This is a genomic window from Lactobacillus sp. ESL0700 (assembly GCF_029392095.1).
Classification (GTDB): Bacteria; Bacillota; Bacilli; order Lactobacillales; family Lactobacillaceae; genus Lactobacillus.
Window position 1 is genome coordinate 1,092,263 of record NZ_CP113930.1, and the last position, 18,536, is coordinate 1,110,798.

13 protein-coding genes and 1 other annotated feature are annotated in these 18,536 nt (G+C 38.3%); of the genes, 1 reads left to right on the forward strand and 12 read right to left on the reverse strand.

From position 1 onward, the window contains the following. Positions 1-102: 102 nt before the first annotated feature. From OZX63_RS05190 to OZX63_RS05230, 9 genes are all read right to left on the reverse strand, one after another. Positions 103-1,500, reverse strand: coding sequence for a flavocytochrome c (locus OZX63_RS05190; RefSeq protein WP_277142097.1), 1,398 nt, complete (start codon positions 1,498-1,500; stop codon positions 103-105). 16 nt (positions 1,501-1,516) lie between these two features. Beyond that, positions 1,517-2,920, reverse strand: coding sequence for a class II fumarate hydratase (locus tag OZX63_RS05195; RefSeq protein ID WP_277142099.1), 1,404 nt, complete (start codon positions 2,918-2,920; stop codon positions 1,517-1,519). Positions 2,921-3,083: 163 nt separating this feature from the next. Next, on the reverse strand, positions 3,084-3,728 hold the full coding sequence (locus OZX63_RS05200) for a copper homeostasis protein CutC (protein WP_277142101.1): 645 nt from the start codon (positions 3,726-3,728) through the stop codon (positions 3,084-3,086). 102 nt (positions 3,729-3,830) lie between these two features. Further along, on the reverse strand, positions 3,831-5,876 hold the full coding sequence (locus OZX63_RS05205; protein ID WP_277145102.1) for a copper-translocating P-type ATPase: 2,046 nt from the start codon (positions 5,874-5,876) through the stop codon (positions 3,831-3,833). 136 nt (positions 5,877-6,012) lie between these two features. Next, entirely contained in the window at positions 6,013-7,389 is a 1,377-nt protein-coding gene (gene brnQ / locus OZX63_RS05210; RefSeq protein WP_277142103.1) for a branched-chain amino acid transport system II carrier protein, read from the reverse strand. A 450-nt stretch (positions 7,390-7,839) separates the two neighbouring features. After that, positions 7,840-9,222: a branched-chain amino acid transport system II carrier protein gene (brnQ, locus tag OZX63_RS05215; protein WP_277142106.1), complete on the reverse strand. Its 1,383-nt coding sequence runs from the start codon at positions 9,220-9,222 to the stop codon at positions 7,840-7,842. A gap of 112 nt (positions 9,223-9,334) precedes the next feature. Then, positions 9,335-9,587: a binding site (T-box leader), on the reverse strand. Positions 9,588-9,695: 108 nt separating this feature from the next. Further along, positions 9,696-11,111 carry a DASS family sodium-coupled anion symporter gene (locus OZX63_RS05220; protein WP_277142108.1) on the reverse strand — a complete coding sequence of 472 codons (1,416 nt, stop codon included), beginning with the start codon at positions 11,109-11,111 and terminating at the stop codon, positions 9,696-9,698. Further along, a complete protein-coding gene (locus tag OZX63_RS05225) occupies positions 11,111-12,940 on the reverse strand; it encodes an FAD-dependent oxidoreductase (RefSeq protein ID WP_277142110.1) in 1,830 nt (609 codons plus the stop codon). Before OZX63_RS05225 ends, OZX63_RS05220 begins: the two co-directional genes overlap by 1 nt. 15 nt (positions 12,941-12,955) lie before the next feature. Next, positions 12,956-14,737 (reverse strand): FAD-binding protein, encoded by a 1,782-nt coding sequence (locus tag OZX63_RS05230; RefSeq protein ID WP_277142112.1) that lies wholly within the window; start codon positions 14,735-14,737, stop codon positions 12,956-12,958. Between the two features lie 221 nt (positions 14,738-14,958). On the opposite strand from OZX63_RS05230, the gene OZX63_RS05235 reads away from it, so the two are divergent. Next, positions 14,959-15,840, forward strand: a complete 882-nt coding sequence (locus OZX63_RS05235; protein ID WP_277142114.1) for a LysR family transcriptional regulator — start codon at positions 14,959-14,961, stop codon at positions 15,838-15,840. Positions 15,841-15,889: 49 nt separating this feature from the next. Here OZX63_RS05235 and OZX63_RS05240 read toward each other — a convergent pair whose 3' ends face one another. The 3 genes from OZX63_RS05240 to OZX63_RS05250 all read right to left on the reverse strand — a co-directional run bounded on the left by OZX63_RS05240 (position 15,890) and on the right by OZX63_RS05250 (position 18,437). Next, a complete protein-coding gene (locus OZX63_RS05240) occupies positions 15,890-16,612 on the reverse strand; it encodes an MIP/aquaporin family protein (protein WP_277142116.1) in 723 nt (240 codons plus the stop codon). A 428-nt stretch (positions 16,613-17,040) separates the two neighbouring features. Further along, the gene (gene lepB, locus OZX63_RS05245) at positions 17,041-17,601 is read right to left on the reverse strand and encodes a signal peptidase I (protein ID WP_277142117.1); all 561 of its coding nucleotides are present in this window, start codon (positions 17,599-17,601) and stop codon (positions 17,041-17,043) included. Between the two features lie 116 nt (positions 17,602-17,717). Next, positions 17,718-18,437, reverse strand: a complete 720-nt coding sequence (locus OZX63_RS05250; protein ID WP_277142119.1) for an MIP/aquaporin family protein — start codon at positions 18,435-18,437, stop codon at positions 17,718-17,720. Positions 18,438-18,536 lie beyond the last annotated feature (99 nt).

Here is an 18,536-nt window from a genome sequence, read left to right on the forward strand (position 1 = left end):
CAAGAAATCATTGACTTAATACACTTACTTCAATTAATTTCAATCAAAAAAGAAACTATCCCACTTGAGATAGTTTCTTTGTGATTTTTTTCTTTAAAGTTATTAGTTATTTGCTTGAATGAATTCTGTCATTTGAATGGCAGCTTGACGGCCAAAAATAACAGTTTCGGCAATTGAATTACCACCAATCCGGTTATTTCCGTGTAATCCGCCTGATACTTCACCAGCAGCGTACAAACCTTTAATAATGTTACCGTTTGTATCTAAAACTTCAGTTTTTGGTGTAATATGGATTCCACCCATTGTGTAATGAATTGCAGGATGAATGTGAATTGCATAATAAGGGCCATGAGCAATTGAACGATCCATTCCAGTTTTACGATCAAAATCAGAATCATTTTTGGCAGCAACAGCATCATTCCAATTTGCAACAGTTGTTGCCAAATTATCGGCATCAACGCCAATTTCTTGAGCTAAATCAGCAAGTGTTGCACCATGCTTAACTAAGCCAACATGATCATAAAACTCAACTGCAGTAAAGTTATCGCGAATACCTTGGTCAAATACCAGATAAGCGCCATCTTCATGCAAATTAGTAATTGCATCGGAAACAATTTTTCTTGTATTTAGTTCATTGACAAACCGTTTTCCAGCATTATTAACTAAAATCGCACCTTCACCACGAAGTCCTTCACCAATCAAATAAACATGATCAGTATCAGTTTGAGCAGTTGGGTGAACTTGAATAAAGTCCATTTGCTCTAATTGAGCGTCAACTGCACTAGCTAGTTTCAGACCATCACCGGTAGCACCTGGTTGGTTAGTTGTCTTATATTCAGCAAGATCTGGACGATACTTCTTAATCATTTCTTTAGAAGCACCAAATCCACCTGAAGCAAGCATTACTGCTTTAGCATTAACTGTTTTAACGCCTGCATCAGTTTCTACTTCAATTCCAGTAACTTGCTGTGCACCATTTTCAATTAACTTGATTACTTTAGAATTATTAAAAATCGGAATATTGTCTTCCTGGATTTTCTTTAAAGAACCGGTAACAAGGTAACCACCAACTGGAGCCATTGATGCTGGACGGTGAGCACGCTTTTTGCTCATTCCCCCAGTAATCGTCAAGTTAGTCAATTCAATACCATGCTCCATTAACCAGCTAATTGCAATTGCTGAATGGTCAACAAAGTAACGTAATAAGTCGCGATCATTCATTAAACCGCCACCCTTTAAGGTTTCCTTGTAAAAGTCTTCCTTATCGTCAATAATGCCGTCATTTAATTGCACCAAACTCTCAGAAGCATTCATCCCTGATGATGCTCTGTTAGTGTTGCCACCTAAATCACTATTTTTTTCAAAAATTGCAACATTTAATCCTAATTCATGTGCTTGAATTGCAGCAGTTAAGCCAGCACCACCAGCACCAACGATTACTGCATCATAGTCACTTTTAATTTCAGAACTTTGACTTGGGGTAAAAATAAATTTAGCCATATTTCTCCTCTATAATTTATTCTTCGGGTTTTGTCCGGTCGATATTGGTCATTTCCATGTAATCCATCCACTCATCATATTGAGCTTCAGTCACTTCGCCACTCTTTAAGGCTGCTTCTTTCAAAGTAGTACCTTCTTTATCAGCAGCTTGTGCAATCTTAGCAGCAGCATGATAGCCAATGTGTGGTGACAATGCTGTTACAGTCATCAATGAATTTTCCAATAATTCGTCCATTCTTGCAGAATTGACAGTCAGACCAGCAACCATTTTATCAGCAAAGCCAGTAATTGTACCAGTTAAAATATCACAAGAATCTAAAAATGCGGCAATCATCACTGTCTTAAAGACGTTCATTTCAAAGTTACCTTGTGAAGCAGCAAAGGTAATAGTTGTATCGTTACCGAAAACTTTAGCGGCAGCCATTGTGACAGCTTCAGCTTGTGTTGGGTTAACTTTACCCGGCATAATTGATGAGCCAGGTTCATTGGCAGGAATGTTTAATTCATGGTATCCAGCACGAGGACCTGAAGCCAAGAAACGAATGTCTTGAGCAATCTTGAACATATCAGCAGCTAGAGTCTTTAAAGCACCATGAACCACATCAAGACCAGAGTGGTGAGCTAATCCCCAGAACTTATTAGTTTTAACTTCAAAAGTATGACCGTAATCTTCTGATAATTTACCAGCAATCTTTTCAGTCATTCCTGGTGCAGCATTCAAACCAGTACCAACAGCGGTACCACCAATTGCTAATTCGTACAAAGTTGGCTTTAATTCTTTAATGTAAGCTAAATCATGCTTCAATGCTGAAATATAGCCGGATAATTCTTGACCAAAGGTAACAGGAGTTGCGTCTTGCAAGTGAGTCCGACCAACCTTAACTGTCTTCCAATATTTGTCTTGCTTAATCTTCAATTCATCAATTAAGTGTTGAATTGCTGGTTCTAACTTATCCAAAGCTTCAACAGCCACAATATTCATTGCAGTTGGGTAAGTATCGTTAGATGATTGTCCACGATTGACATCATCATTTGGCAAAATATCCAAACCTGGATGCAGTTTGTTAGCTAAATTAGCAACAACTTCATTAACGTTCATATTACTTTGCGTACCTGAACCGGTTTGCAAAACATGAAGCGGAAAATCTTTTTGCAAATCAACATCATCAAGCTTTAAAAGCTCATTGATTGCATCTTCGATTGCTGCACCCTTTTCTTCAGGCTCATCTCCGACTTCAACATTTGATTGAGCAGCTGCCTTCTTCAAATGTAAAAATGCGCGAACAATTGCCAATGGCATTAATTCACCACTTGGGAAATTATTGCGGCTACGTTCTGTTTGTGGGCCCCACAATGCATCCTTAGGAATTTTTACTGGACCGATCGTATCGCTTTCTACACGGTATTCTTCTTTGCTCATAATAAGTCTCCTTTTGGGACTGAATCCCTAATATTCTTAAAATTATACTTTAGTTTTTTAAATTCCACACTAATAATACATTTTTTGACTAAATTTTTCAATAATTTAAAAATAAAAGGTGATTTTTTAATTATTTAAACAAAGCTATTTAGAAGCGACTTTTTTAATTCATTAATACGATTTTACTGCCATGAAGTTGAGTTACTCCTAGTTTACCCGCGATGACTTCACAATTGGCCGCAGTAATTCCGCCACCGGCCAAAATTTCAATTTTGTCTTTTGCCCATGACACAATTTCTTGTAAGTGTGGTACAGCTTCCATAATTGGCTGTATTAAATCACCGCCGTGAGTTAGGATTCGTTTAACGCCATGCATAGCTAGCCAATTCAAGCTTTCCTGTTGGCGTTCTTGCGGAATTTCATCAAATGCCATGTGCATTACAACAGTCATGTCAGCAGCTTGAGCAGCAACAATTAATTTTTGCATTTGTGCTTTATCCAAATCATGTGCAGCAGTCAAACAGCCAAAAGTAACTGCATCAACATTTAATGAAGCGCAAATTTTCAAATCATTCAGCATAATCTCAAATTCTTCATTATTATAGATAAAATTACCGCCACGTGGTCTAATCATAACGACTAGCGGCACATTATGTTGGTGAGCATAATTAACAGATTGCTCAATTACACCATATGATGGCGTCGTCCCACCAACAGCTAAATTGTTGTTTAATTCGATTCTGTTAGCTCCTGCCGCAATTTCTCTTGGTATATCGGTAAAATTTTCAACACAAACTTCTTTAAGCATCTTAAACTCCATCTATTTTTATTATTAATAACTATTACAAATTTAATATACAACAAAACCACGCAAAAATTAACGTGGCTTGTCATTTTATAAAATTATCAGCTATATCTTGAGCATTTCAGCATTAATCGCAACAATTACCGTTGATAACGACATCAAGATTGCACCCACTGCTGGATCCAACATAATCCCAAACGGTGCCAAAATACCTGCTGCAAGTGGTAATGCAACAATATTATAGCCTGTACCCCACCATAAATTTTGAACAGTTTTTCGGTGTGTGTTTTGAGCTAATTCTAAAAAATCAACGATATCTGACAGACGACTATTAACCAAAACTACATCTGCAGAGTCAACTGCCACATCAGTCCCAGCACCGATTGCTACACCAATATCTGCGCGGGCTAAACTGGGGGCATCGTTAATTCCATCACCCACCATCATTACCTTGCTACCATTTTTCTGCAGATTATCGACGATTTTTTCTTTATCCGCCGGCATCAATTCCGCATAGACCTCGGTAATACCTAGCTGACGAGCTATCCCCTGTGCCGCGGACTGATTATCGCCGGTCAACATCACTGGGGTAATTTGATGCAGCTTAATTTTACTAATCAATGAAGCTGCATCGGGTTTAAGTTGATCGCCAACCGCTACGTAACCCAACACATTTTGTCCCTGCACCAAATAACTAACTGTATAATCTGCAGTTGCAATTTGGTGGAAGTCAGGGACTTGTTCGCGAACGGCCTTCTCATTAATTAGAAAATATTTTTGACCAGAAATTGTCGCTGTAACTCCTTTTCCCGGCAGATTTTTACTATCAGAAATTGGTGCCAAATTTATTTTGTGAGCGCGGGCAAATTGCAAAATACTCTGTGCAATTGGATGAGTCGAATCTTGTTCAAGTGAAGCAATCAACGTCAATACTTGTTCTTGCGTCATTTGTTCATTTAAGCTAGCATATTTGCGCACTTGAAACTTGCCTTCGGTTAAGGTGCCAGTTTTATCGAGTAACAAATAGTTAATTTTGAGGCTCAAGTCAATCACATTACGGTTTCTAATTAGTAACCCATGTTTGGCACCAATCGCCATACTCTTAGCACTAACTAGCGGAATCGCCAATCCTAAAGCATGGGGACAAGCAATTATCAACACCGTCACTAGTCGCTCAAGTCCGGCCGCAATCCCCTGATTAGCAGTCCAAATAATTAAAGCGATTATCCCAATAATTATTGCCGCATAAAATAGCCAGCCTGAGACTTTAGCGGCAAGAGTTTGCAAATTTGATTTATCCATTTGCGCGGATTGAACTAGCTGATTAACATTAGCCAAAAAGCCATTATTGGCAGAGTTTGTTACCTTAATGGTTAACTTTCCAGAACCATTGCTGGCACCGCCAATTACTTGGTCTCCTTTTTGGCGCGTGACCAATCGTGCTTCGCCAGTAACAAGTGATTCATTCACCTCACTTTTTCCAGAAATAACAGTACCATCAAGCGGAATACTTTCACCAGCTTTGACAATAACTACAGCGTCTTTCTTTACTTGTGCAAGTGGAACGTCGATTATTTGATTATCCTTTTGAACGTGAACTTGATCAGGCAATAACTCAGCTAAATCATTAACTGAACTTCCAGCTCGCATAATTGAATTCATTTCAATCCAGTGCCCTAACAACATAATTAAAATTAAAGTTGCTAGTTCCCAGAAGAAGTCCATCACATGACCAGAATTTGGGTAAAAATTGTTTTGAATAAACGCATATAAACTGTAAATGTAAGCAGTAGTAATCCCCAGCGAAATTAACGTCATCATTTCTGGCTTTTTATCTTTTAACTCATAAAAGGCGCCACTGAGAAATGGTTTGCCGCCATAGATAAATAAGGCGGTTGCAAATATCATAACTAACCAGTCAGAGCCTGGAAAAGAAAACTGAAAGAAAAGATGAACTCCCATTGCTGGACTTAAAAATAAAATTGGTAATGCCAAAATCAGCGACACCCAGAATTTTTGCTTTAAATTACCCATGTGCATCATTTGCCCGCCATGCATCATCATGTCATTACCGTGCATCGACATTTTATCCATGTGCGTCATTGGCTGGTGCTGATGCATCTGCATTTCAGGTTTACCCGTCATTTTCATTTTTGCCACAATAAATCAATCCTATCTTCATACAACTAGCTCTATCTGTTCTGCACCCTTAATCTACTGTGGCAAATGATGGTTGTCAAAAATTCGGTACTAAAAAGCTAGGACTAAAATCCTAGCTTTTGACGATTTATTTAGCTAATTTTGTTTGACGATAAAAATGAAATGCCAGACCGATGATTAACCCAATTATTGCTGGAATAATCCAATCCATGCCAATTGCGGCAAATGGCAAAAGCCGTAATTGTAATGCCCGAACTTGCAAAGCCCAGTGAGTTTGACTGATAACTGGTGGAAATGAAGCAATCATATCAAAAATTGCAGGAATAATTGTTAATACAACTACCCAGAAATAAACTACTGGGTCGTGATCAAACAAGCTAGCCGTAATTGACAAGATAATTAAAACCATTGCAATTGGATAAATAAACATTAGCATTGGCGTTGACCAAGAAATAATTGTATCCAACCCACAATTAGCGGTCAGAAATGACGCAAAAGTCATAATTCCTAACCAAGCATGATAACTAACTTTACTAAAACTGCGATGAAAATCTTGTGCAAATGCAGCAATTAAGCCTACTGCAGTCGTTAGACAAGTTAAGGTAACTAGGGTCGCCAACAAAGCATGACCGATATTACCTAAATAATAGGTAACAATTTGATTGAAAACAGTCCCGCCATCTGGTGAAATGTGGTAATGATTGAGCGTTGTTGCCCCAAGCCAGATCAAGCCAATATAGATAATACCAATGGCGCTAGTCGCTAAAACCCCTGCACGAGCCGTAACCTTCGCATTGCTTTTGGCACTTGTCTTACCTAGTTGTCGAACAGCAGAAACAATTGTATATCCAAAAGCTAATCCGGCTAAAGCATCCATTGTGTTGTAACCTTCCAAGAAGCCGTTAAAAAATGGTGCACTTTGATAAGCTGCGGTTACCTGTTGCTCTTTGGCTGCACCCATTGGTGAAGAAAAGGCCATTAGGAAAATGGCAAAAAGCAATAATAGGAAAATTGGATTTAAAATTCGACCAATACTATCTAAAATCGTTGATTGCTCGTAAGAAATAATAAATGCCAAAATAAAGAAAATTGCTGAAAAAATTAGCAAACCAGGTTTAGCTAATTTTTGCGGTAAAACTGGCTGTAAACCAACCGAAAAGGAAATACTCGCCGTTCTCGGAGTAGCAAATAGTGGCCCTAAAGTTAAGTGAATTAAGACCATAAAGACCAAAGCAAATTTAGGTCCTAATGGCCGACCAATATCAAAAACTCCCTTGGCGTGACTGGCACTAATTGCCAAAACTGCCAGAAGTGGTAACAGAACTGCAGTGATCAAAAAGCCAATCGTGGCAATTCCCCAATTTGCGCCAGACATTTGACCTAAATGTATGGGAAAGATTAAGTTTCCTGCCCCAAAAAATAGCCCAAATAATAATGAAGCAACAACCAAATATTGTTTCCACGTTAATGGTTTAGTATTTACGTCTCTTTCGATTTCTTCCATTTAATTAACCTCCAGTTTTTATTCAATGCAATAATAGATTCATCATTGCTAGCACACGTATTCATTTTTCAAGATTGTCACTTCCTAAAAAGCGAAATTTAGCAGGTAACTAAAAAAGCACCCTTGATTTTCAAAAATCAAGGGTGCTTTGGCACGGTACCACCTATCTTACTAATAAATTGACAACAATATCAGTTATTAGTCACTTCACGTACAGCAGTTGCGATACGCTAACACGTTAATGGGTGTCACCAATACTAGCTACTTCTACTTCACTAGATAGCTCAAAGTTACTTTCCAATTGCTGTCGTGGTTCATTTTCACCATCTGAACTCTCTTTTGCACTACTTGCAACTGTACTCTTCTTTTCTTCGCTTGTTTAAATATTAATAATATTTTAATCATTAAGCCATTTTTTGTCAACAAGAAAAATGAAAAAATTTGCTGAAACTATGATTCTGTCTGCGCAACTTTTACTTTGACAAAACTACAAGCAAGACCAATTACTAAACCAACAAGAGCGGGAATTAACCAATCCATCCCAATTGCCGCAAACGGTAAATATTTAAGCTGCATAGCATGTAAAGCCAGCGCTAATGGACTTTGACTAACTACTGGCGGAAAAGCAGCAACCATGTCTAAAAATGCTGGGATTAATGTAAACAACACAACCCAGAAGTAAACAACAGGATCATGGTGAAATAGTGAGGATGAGATTGACAGTAAGATGAGCACCATGGCAAACGGATACAGAAACATGAGCATCGGTGTTGACCAAGAAATAATTGTATCTAGGCCAAAGTTAGCCGTTAAAAATGAAGCTAGCGTCATCAAAAATAGCCAAGCATGGTAACTTACTTTAGAAAAACTACGATGAAAATCTTGAGCAAATGCTGCGATTAAACCAACAGCAGTTGTCAAACAGGTCACTGTGATGAGAGTTGCCAGTAAAGCATGACCAAAGCCGCCGAGGTAATAAGTAACAATTTGGTTAAAGGCCACACCACCATCTGGTGATAATTTAAAATGATTCAAAGTTGTGGCACCAAGCCAAATTAACGCAACATAGATTAAACCAATAGCACTTGTTGCTAGAACACCAGCCTTAGCCGTTACTTTAGCATTGCTCTTGGCAGTGGTCTTACCCATTTGCCGAACGGCAGTTACGACCGTTACCCCAAAAGCCAATCCAGCCAAGGCATCCATTGTATTATAACCTTGCAAAAAGCCGTTAAAAAATGGTGCTTGCTGGTAAGCAACCGTTACTTTTTGGGCATTAGCGCGACCCATCGGTGAGAAAAAGCCTAACAAAAAGATAACGAATAGCAGTAACAAAAACAGTGGATTTAATATTTTGCCGATACTAGTTAAAATATTGGATTCCTTGTATGCGACTAAAAAGGCACAGATGAAAAACAGTGCGGAAAAGACAAACAATCCAGGTTGTGCCCACGACTTAGGCAGAATTGGCAGAACGCCAACCGTAAATGAAATACTGGCAGTACGTGGTGTCCCAAAGAGCGGACCGATTGTTAGGTGAATTAACACCATAAAAATCAACGCAAAAGCTGAACCTAGTGGCAAACCAATATCATAAACGCCTTTGGCATGTGTGACACTAATTGCCAAAACCGATAGTAATGGCAGTAAGACTGCAGTTACCAAAAAGCCAAGGGTAGCTTGACCCCAATTAGCTCCTGCCATTTGGCCTAAGTGAATTGGAAAAATTAAATTCCCAGCGCCAAAAAATAAGCCAAATAGCAATGACGCTACAACTAAATACTGTTTCCACGTTAATGGTTTTTGATTAACATCTTGTTCTAATTCCTTCATACTTAACCTCCATTTGGATAAAATTGTTCAATTCTTGTTTGGATGCTAATTTTAACTTTCATCAGTCCATCACCTGCCTATTTTGCAATAAAAAAAGCACCCTTGAAATTTCTTCAAGGGTGCTTGCTCGGCACGGTACCACCTATTTTACTGTTTAATTTATGCGCGTACCTAAATCAAACAGTCACTTCACGTACGGCCAAAAACAGCGATACGCTAACACGATAATGGGTGTCACCAATCCTAGTTACTCGGTTCACTAGATAGCTCCAAGGGATTTTCTGTTTGCATTTGTGATTCCATTTCAGTAACCGGAACTCTCTGTGCATTTCCTGCAAACTTACTTTTCTTTTCATTGCTTTTCAAATATTAAGGATATTTTAATTATTAACTCATTATTTGTCAAGCAAAATCACGTAAAAAAATACAACAGCATAATAAAATGCTGCTGTATTAGTTATTTATCGGGCTTTTTACCACATACCGATTACTTTAGTCCAAAGCAATCCGCCGCCAAGCCAGATAATGTTCAGAACCACGCCGATAATTGCGCTTAATTTCCACCAATCTTTATTGGAAACATAACCGGTTGATGAAAGTAAAGCTGCAGGACCAGCAGAATAAGTTGAAGTTGATAGATATAATGAGCCATCAAGAGCAAGCATTAAAGCTGCCATCAATGGTGGGACACCGGCACCAATTGCAACTGATAAAAATCCGGCGTACAAAGCTGAAATTTGAGTTGAAATACTTGGGAATAAGTAGTGTAAATAGAAGTAAACTAGGTAAAGAATTACCAAAACCCAAATCCAGTTCATTCCGTGTAATGCATTACCCAAAGTCTTTGAGAACCATGGGAAGAATCCTAAGGTCATTAATTTTTGGGACATTAACATGATAATTGACAACCAAGTTAAAATATTCCAAGCAAAACTTTGACCAAGCAAGTCTTTGACATTAATTACGCCAGTAATTAATAGTAGAGCTACGGCAATAAAACTAACTTCGGTTGCATCAATACCAAATTTTGAACCAACAAGCCATAAAACAACGGCTAAGATGAAGACAACGGCCATAATCTTTTCGGCAACAGTTGTTTTACCTAATTCCTTCAGTTTGTTATCAGCCCATGCGTGAGCATTTGGAGTTTCCTTAATCTCAGGTGGATAAATCTTGTATAAAATAAGCGGTATAACAATTAAAGAAATAATTCCGGGTACGATTGCAGCAACAAACCATTGCATCCATGAGATTGAGATATTCTGTGTTTTAGCAATTCCCAATGCTACCATGTTACCAGCAAGACCAGTAAGGAACATAGTTGAGGTAACGATGTTCACTTCGTATTCATTAAAGACTAAGAATGAACCCATCTTTCTTTGGGTACCCTTCTTAGGGTCCGATCCCATTTCTTTGGACAAGTTATCAATAATTGGGTACATAATACCGTTAACACGAGCATTATTACTTGGAATCCCAATTGCTAAAACAGTTTCAACCATTGATAATGCGTATGCTAAACCTAAAGTTCTCTTACCAAATGTTTTAACAAAAAAGTAAGCTATTCTTTTGCCAAGGCCTGACTTAATAAAGCCAGCAGCCATGAACATACACATTGCAACCATCCAAGCAGTTGAATTACCAAATCCAGCTGTGACTTCATCCATTTTAAAGATACCAGTCAAGGTCGCAATCACGATGGCAATAATCGTAGTTGCCATCATTGGTAGAGGTTTAGTAACACAGGCAATAATTGTCGCAATAAAAATTGCAAACAGATGCCATGCAGGAATACTGATTGCAGCAGGCTTTAATGGCGTTACTAGCCATAAGATGATGCCAACTGCTACTGGCAGCAGCCACTTTTTCCATTCAAATTTATCTAACATTATTTTTCTCCTTTATTTTCGGCTTTACCGATTGCTTGGTTAACAGCTTCTACTAAGGCTTTAGTGGTAGTTGTTGCGCCTGAAATTGCGTCAACATTTGTCGAGTTTTGGTCAACTATTTGTTGAGGCAATTGCTTAATTGCAACTGCACCAATGCCTTCAGTTTCATGGTTTTCAAGTACTTCAACATTACTAATAGTTTGATCCTGATAAGTTACTCGAACCAAGACCTTACCACCAATTCCAGCTTCAGAAGACCCTAAATATTGGTTAGCCTTAAGTTCAATCTTACTTTCACTTTCGCTATCAACTAAGTCGTTAATTCGCGGTACTTGGTTGGTAAGCTCAATTTCTGCAGCATCTGACAGTTGTGCTACATTTTCACCGGCAATTTTGCCAAAAATCAAACACTCTGCTAAATTGCCGCCACCTTGATAACGATTAGCACAGATGCCGCCCAATTCTCCAGCACTGTATAAGCGTTTAATCGGCTGATCAGAATTATCGAGAACTCGGGCTTGTTCATCATGTTGTGGGCCACCTTGAGTATTCAAAACAGCTGGAGCAAGCTTAATAGCATCTACCGCATCGTTTAAGTTAAAGCTACTCATCGTTTCTGGTGCGCGACCAAATTCTAAGTCACGGCCACTATCTGCAAATCGATTGAACTGGGTAATTGTAGTAGTCAAAGTATTCGCAGATAACTTCATTTGGTCTGCTAAATTCGCTACAGAATCTGCCTTAATTAATTTGTCAAAGAAATTCTGATATTTTAAATTACCAGCTTTTTGTTCTTGAACAAATTTTTGATATTGTTGTTCATCAAAGACAAGCCAGGCATGATCATAAGCGTGTGGCAACAAGTAATCACCATGTTGGAAAATATGTCCGTGGCGGAATTTTGCATCCTCACGCATAAACCGGCTGCCGTCATCAGCTACGGCAATGATTGAACCTGACTTCACATTCTGCCAGCCGCTGATTTGACGACCGCGTTGACCAGCTTCTTCTGCGATCACGTAGCTAGGAACTATGCCAAGGGATTCATAATTACTCATGTGCCACATCTTGGCGCCAACTTCGCCAGCCATCTTGATACCGTCGCCTTTGTTATACAAGGTACCTAATGGGGTTAAGTGCGTAATATGCAAATAATCCTGTTGCATTTTATCGTTATTTTCAAAGCCACCGGTTGCAAGCACTACACCCTTTTTGGCATGAATGCAATACTGCTTTTCTTGCCGCTTAATTACCACACCAGTGATTTCATCAGTTACTGGGTCTTGTAATAATCTTGTTGCTCTTGAATTTAGCCAAATATCGATTTGGTCTTTTCGCTGTAATGTTTCCTGGCGAATAACCTTCCACAGACCCGCATCAAAATCACGATTATGAACTAAGGCAAAGTCAAACGTTGCCGCGCCTTGATATTCTGGATATTCACATAACTGCTTCTTATTAGCTAAATGATCACCTGGCTGAAAATCCTTTGACCAAATAAACGGGTTTAGACCAAAATACTTTTTAAAATATTCTGGCATTTCTACAAAGCCATCAAGGTAGACATCCATTGTCTTTTCGTCAACGGCAAAAGGTGCAGCTAATTCATGATAATAATCAGAAATTTGCTGACGATCATGAGCCATTGCCACGTGCTGAGCAGAATAACGCGTGTTACCACCCTCATGACCATATGGGGCAGCTTCAACTAGTAAAACCTGGGCACCATTATCAGCTGCAAATCTGGCTGCAGTAGCACCAGCACCACCAAAACCTAAAACGATGACATCATAATCGCCATTCCATTTAGTATTTTTAGTTACTTTCACGATTAAGACTCTTTTCTACTTCTTAATATTTTGCAATGCTTGCTTGACTGCATCCTTAAACGCTGCACTAGTTACACTGGCACCACTAAAGGCATCAACATCGGCTGTTTGCTTAGCTAACATTTCCTTTGTTAAAGCTGGAATAGCGCGACCACCAAGTGATGGTGTTTCTTTTTGCTGCAAAGTTTCAATATCAGTAATCTTGTCATCGCTAGCAGTTACCCGAACGATAATTGGAACATCATTAATCCCATTTTCACTGATGCCAATACCTTGATTAGGACCGGCTTCATAATCACTTGTTGAAATGTGGGCATCAGATTGTAATTCTGGTGCCTTACTTGCATGACTAATAACTTCAAAGTCAATAATCTTCCGCTTTGGCCATGCAGCATTTTCTCCCGCAATTTTTCCTGAAATTAATAAATCAGCAATACTGTTAGCACCGACATACTTAGTAGCAAAAATGTCACCTAATTCTCCAGCTTCATAAAGGTGAGGAATTACGTTGTTTGCCATATCAAGCACTTCACAGTTTTCATTACGGCGGCCACCACCGTGAGTATGCAAGATATTATGGCGAATTGGAATTGCATAGTATGGACCTTCACCAAACGCACGCATTGTTTCAATCTTCCGGTCTAAAACCATGTCACGTTCCATTTTGTCAGTGAAGAAATTAAAATCAGTAACTGCTTGTTCTAATTTAGGAGCTTTAATCTTTTCAGCTAATTCTGCAATTGAATCTGCCTTGATGGCATAAGAGATTAATTCCTTAATTTGATCAGCTTTAGCAGAATCATCTTCAGCAAGTTGCTCATATTGTTTTTGATCCATTACAATATGCGGATGATTTTGGTTAGGCAGCATAATCCAATTACCGTGGTTGTACTTATAACCGTGGCGATCTTCTTCGTCCTCACGATAATAACGTGTACCGTCATCCCCAGCAACAAAAATACTACCGTTAAATAGGCTCTTCCAGTTAATCATGTAAGCAAACTTTTCTCTTGGTTGACCTTCATTTAATGAAAAACCGTGTGAATCATAATTGGACATGTGCCATAAACGTGCACCAGCCTCAACAGCAAGATCAATTCCCTTACCTTGGTTGTATAATGTCCCAATTGGTGCTAATGATCCTTGACCTAAAAAGTTTTGTACCATGTCTTGATTGTTTTCAAAACCACCACATGAGAGAACAACACCATTTTTAGCAGCTACATAACGAACTTGACCTTGGTGCTTAATTTGAACACCCAAAATTGTTTTGGTTTCTGGGTCTTGAATTAAGTGTTGCGCTGGACTTGAGAACCAGACGTCAATCTTATCTAATCTTTCGTAAACTTTTTTACGTAGTAATTTCCAGAAGCCACCATTATACATCCCCTGTGTCATACTTTGCGAACGCATTGTTGACGCATGACGATATTCAGGATATTCACCCTCAGGTCTTCTACCTGTGTATTGAGCTTCTATTCCGAAATATTTCTTTGAGTATTCCTTCATCTGCAAAACATTGTTGACAAAGGTATCTAAGTCCTTAGGGTCATATTTAAAAGGATAATAAGTTTGCTTGTAATATTCACGTAGGTCTTCAAAGTTATCGCTCCACGCAAAAGCACCACCAGCATAACGAGTATTACCGCCCTCTTGTCCTTCAGGAGCAGCATCTATTAATAATACTTTGGCATTGTTGTCAGCCGCAAATCTAGCTGCACCTGCACCTGCACCACCAAAACCGACTACAATTACATCATAGACGGCATCCCATTTAAGAGTTGAATTGTAAAGCAAAATAGTTACCTGCACTTTCATAAATCTATTAACAGAAATAAATATATCGTTTTCATAAACATAAATCTACTTTATTTTTAATCGAAATTGCTCAGCAAAGTTTCTTTTAAAGCCTGATTTACCAACTGTTTGTTGCAATTATTCAGGTGATTTAATATAATATAAAAAGATTCACTTATAAATAACATTTATTATTTTTTGTAAAAAAGGATTATCTCAAAATGAATGAAAAAGATTTGATTTATTTTTGTAAATTAGTCGAAAGTGGTAATTACACTACTACCGCGGCTTACTTTGGCGTTACTCAGCCAACGATTTCGATGGCCATCAAAAGGTTGGCCAAAAAATTTGAAGATCCATTGATTGTTCAGAAAAATCGTAAAAGTAAGTTAATACTGACCAATGCCGGTGAATTACTTTATCAAAAGGCTAAAATCCTCATCCAAGATATTGCAAGTATTAATTACGATGTTAAACATGCCAGTGACAAAAAAATCCGGCTTGCCTTTTCTGGTGAAGCCGGAAGTTCTTATATTCCCGATATTATTCAAAAGTTTTTCCAAGTTGGCCTGACCCACCTGCTTGACACTCATATTGAACGATCAGCTGATGCCTTTTCTGATCTCACTAATGGTAAGGTTGATGTCGCAATTTACTCCTGGATGGTTAAAATTAACGACCCAGATTACTTTATCCATAACTTACAAAAGACAGAATTAGTAATCATTACTGGACTTGCTGATCCGTGGAAAGATGTCCATGAAGTCAGCGCGGCCCAATTACGAAACAGACGCTTTATTGCTCGTGAGCGTGGTTTCTTAACTAGAGAATGTCTTGAGCAGGAAGCAAAATTAGGCGACTTTACCCCCGACATTGTTTATACAGCGACTACAATGAAGTTAATGATTGACCTTGTAAAGCGCAACGTCGGCATTGCCCTAGCAATGGAAAGCAGTCTGAAAGATGTCACGGGAGTTCATATTGTCCGCTTGAATTCCGGCCAAAAATTATGGGCATATATGCAGATTGCCATGCGTAAGAGCTTTGTACCAAATAAATACCAGCGTGAAGGTATTGAAATTTTACGTCATTTCAAACCATAAAAAATAAGCTATTCGAATTTGAATAGCTTATTTTTTATTTTATTTTATCTTATCTAAGACCAATGAATAATAAAGCAGCTAAAATTCCGCCAACGAATGGCCCAACAATTGGAACCCAGCTGTATGCCCAATCAGAATTACCTTTATTTGCAATTGGTAATACTTGGTGAGCAAGCCGAGGACCAAAGTCACGAGCTGGATTAAGGGCGATTCCAGTAGGACCACCGAGTGAAAATGCAATAGCCGTGATCAAGCTACCTGCAAGAATCGGATTTAATGCGCCATCAACGCCACTCTTGCTGAATGCGAGCAATCCGTATACCAAAACGAATGTTGCTAACATTTCTGCAAAGAAGTTCCAGAAGTAATTTCTAATGGCAGGTGACGTAGCAAAACTTGTCAAAATTACTTCTTGATCATTCGTTTCTTTCCAATGAGGATAAAACATTAACCACACTAAAATGGCGCCAACAAAAGCTCCTGCAACCTCAGCAATAATGTATGGCAAAACATAAGACCAAGAGAAACTACCTGAAACTGCCATTGCTACAGCAACTGCTGGATTAAAGTAACCAGGTGTTAACCATTTGACAAAGTATACGGAAAAGGTAATTGCCATACCCCAGCCAAACGCGATACCAACCCAATTAGCTCCACTAGCTTTAGACTTTTTTAGGCCCATATCTGCACAGACACCATCGCCTAATAAAATCATCATTGCCGTTCCGACAAATTCACCAACTAATTGCATACCCAAACTATCATGTAACATTTTTAACTCCCAATCTTTCTAAATTAGTAATTGAATTATTAACTTCATATTTATAAATATTGAACATTATGGAAGCGCTTGATTAAAATATATAATATTTTTTCACAAATGTAAATAGAAATTTAACAAATATTTTTTAGTGCATAATTGTTGTTAAGACAGTAAATTTGTGATATGTGATTTATACTTTGTGAAATACTTTGTGAAAATTATTTTATAGGATTCAAGCAATAAAATACACATATCCCATTAGCCCTTATGGCGATACAATAATAGCTATACTAACTTTATCCGGTACTTATTAGCTCAATTCATAAGTAAAATTTTATTTCAAAAAGTATAATTTTTAGCTACTATGTGATTTTTTGCTTTAACTAAAAATTCCTCCAATAAGCAGATATTGGGGGGATTTTTAATTTATTTTTCTTTTAAAATTTTTGAATTTTATTAAGCGGCCAGTAGCGCAATACCACTTTTCCAATTATTTTTTGTCTTTTTACTGGACCAAACAAGCGTGAATCTTTTGAAATGTCGCGGTGATCACCCATTACCCAATAATAACCTTTGGGAACTTGATACGTAAAATTACTTGTGTACGTTTGCCCTACTGCATTGTCGGCTTTTTTATAGTTATTTTCGAGATATGGCTCCGGCAATAGCTTGCCATTAACATACATTTTGTCATTTTTAGAAACGATTTTATCGCCAGGTAAGCCAATTACCCGCTTAACATAAACTGAACCAGGAACGTCTTGTGCGGCTTTAGGTGCGTATAACACAACAACGTCATTTCGTTTCAATGAAGTATGGCGCCAAGCAATCAAACGTTCATTATTTTCAAAGTTCGGTTGCATTGAAGCTCCATCAACGCGATCATTTGAAATCACAAAAGTAAGTAATAAGTAAAATATTCCTAGAATGACTGCCATCATGACAATCACTTCGCGAAAAAAACTGCCCCAGCCTTCGTTATTCTTTTCTTTTTCCATTGGATTTCCTCCTTATATTCACGCTTAATATTATATACCTGAATAAATTAGAAATAAAAAAGCCTTTAAACAAACTTAACTTGTCTAAAGGCTTTCCAAATAGTACTTATACTTATTTATTTAATTACTAAAAATAATAATGCTGCTAAAACTCCACCGACAAATGGAGCAACAACAGGAACCCAGGCATATGCCCAGTCAGACTTACCCTTATTAGCAATTGGGAACAATTGGTGAACCAATCTTGGTCCCAAATCGCGAGCTGGGTTAAGAGCAGCACCAGTTGAACCACCCAATGACAGACCAATGGCACCTAATAATAAGCCGGCAACTAGTGGATTTAGTCCTGGGGCAAATTGACTCTTACTGAAGGCCAATAAGCCAAAGACAAGCATAAACGTCCCAATCATTTCGGCAAAGAAATTCCAGAGATATTTTCTAATTGCTGGCTCAGTGGCAAAAGTACCTAAGATAACATCTTGGTCCTCAGTTGCAGCAAAGTGCGGGTAGTATGTCAACCATACGAGAATACCACCAACAAAACCGCCGGCAACTTGAGCAACAAAGTATGGTAAGACAGAACTCCAAGGTAAATTCCCTGCAAGTGCCATTCCCAAAGTAACAGCTGGGTTCAAATGACCCGGGCTAAGCCAACTTACGCAGTAAATCCCAAAGGCTAAAGCAAAACCCCAGCCAAGTGTAACTGCAAGCCAACCAGCACCATTACCCTTTGATTTCTTCAAATTAGCGACAGCACAGATGCCATCACCAAACAAAACAAGGATAGCTGTTCCTAAAAACTCTCCAAGCATCTGCATTGCTAAACTATCATGCATTCTTTTTTCTCCCTCACTTAAAGTTTCAAAGTATTAATTTTGACTTAATCAATGATAACTTAACTTGTGAAGATGAAAAACATTTTTGCTTGAAAGACA

Bases quoted from the DNA above. Each gene is read 5' to 3' on its own strand.
- OZX63_RS05195 (WP_277142099.1), bottom strand. From the start codon at position 2,920: ATGAGCAAAGAAGAATACCGTGTAGAAAGCGATACGATCGGTCCAGTA.
- OZX63_RS05250 (WP_277142119.1), bottom strand. From the start codon at position 18,437: ATGCATGATAGTTTAGCAATGCAGATGCTTGGAGAGTTTTTAGGAACA.
- brnQ (WP_277142106.1), bottom strand. From the start codon at position 9,222: ATGAAGGAATTAGAACAAGATGTTAATCAAAAACCATTAACGTGGAAA.
- OZX63_RS05220 (WP_277142108.1), bottom strand. From the start codon at position 11,111: ATGTTAGATAAATTTGAATGGAAAAAGTGGCTGCTGCCAGTAGCAGTT.
- OZX63_RS05205 (WP_277145102.1), bottom strand. From the start codon at position 5,876: ATGAAAATGACGGGTAAACCTGAAATGCAGATGCATCAGCACCAGCCA.
- lepB (WP_277142117.1), bottom strand. From the start codon at position 17,601: ATGGAAAAAGAAAAGAATAACGAAGGCTGGGGCAGTTTTTTTCGCGAA.
- brnQ (WP_277142103.1), bottom strand. From the start codon at position 7,389: ATGGAAGAAATCGAAAGAGACGTAAATACTAAACCATTAACGTGGAAA.
- OZX63_RS05200 (WP_277142101.1), bottom strand. From the start codon at position 3,728: ATGCTTAAAGAAGTTTGTGTTGAAAATTTTACCGATATACCAAGAGAA.
- OZX63_RS05240 (WP_277142116.1), bottom strand. From the start codon at position 16,612: ATGTTACATGATAGTTTGGGTATGCAATTAGTTGGTGAATTTGTCGGA.
- OZX63_RS05190 (WP_277142097.1), bottom strand. From the start codon at position 1,500: ATGGCTAAATTTATTTTTACCCCAAGTCAAAGTTCTGAAATTAAAAGT.
- OZX63_RS05235 (WP_277142114.1), top strand. From the start codon at position 14,959: ATGAATGAAAAAGATTTGATTTATTTTTGTAAATTAGTCGAAAGTGGT.